Source organism: Facivitalis istanbulensis (assembly GCF_040560405.1).
GTDB lineage: Bacteria > Pseudomonadota > Alphaproteobacteria > Sphingomonadales > Sphingomonadaceae > Sphingomonas > Sphingomonas istanbulensis.
The window spans coordinates 1-271 of the sequence record NZ_JAVSCQ010000094.1; the positions used below are offsets into that span (position 1 = coordinate 1).

Genomic DNA, 271 nt, shown 5'->3' on the forward strand with positions numbered 1-271 from the left:
CTAGGGTCAGGACCCATTGATGTGAGCGCCGTGATCTGATTCAGGCTCCGCAAGGAGACCGATATGAGCGACCTGTTTTGGCTGACGGACGATCAGATGAAGCGGCTTCGGCCGTTCTTTCCCAAGAGCCACGGCAAGCCGCGGGTCGATGACCGGCGGGTGTTGAGCGGGATCGTCTTCGTCAATCGCAATGGGCTGCGCTGGCGGGATGCACCAAAGGACTATGGCCCTCACAAGACGCTGTATAACCGCTGGAAACGCTGGGGCCGGA

Annotated in this window: 1 protein-coding gene; it reads left to right on the forward strand. The window is 60.1% G+C overall.

Annotation, left to right across the window (positions count from 1 at the left end; translation table 11 throughout):
- Positions 1 to 63 precede the first annotated feature (63 nt).
- On the forward strand, positions 64 to 271 hold a 208-nt coding region (locus RN629_RS18335; RefSeq protein WP_407036503.1), incomplete at its 3' end, for a transposase.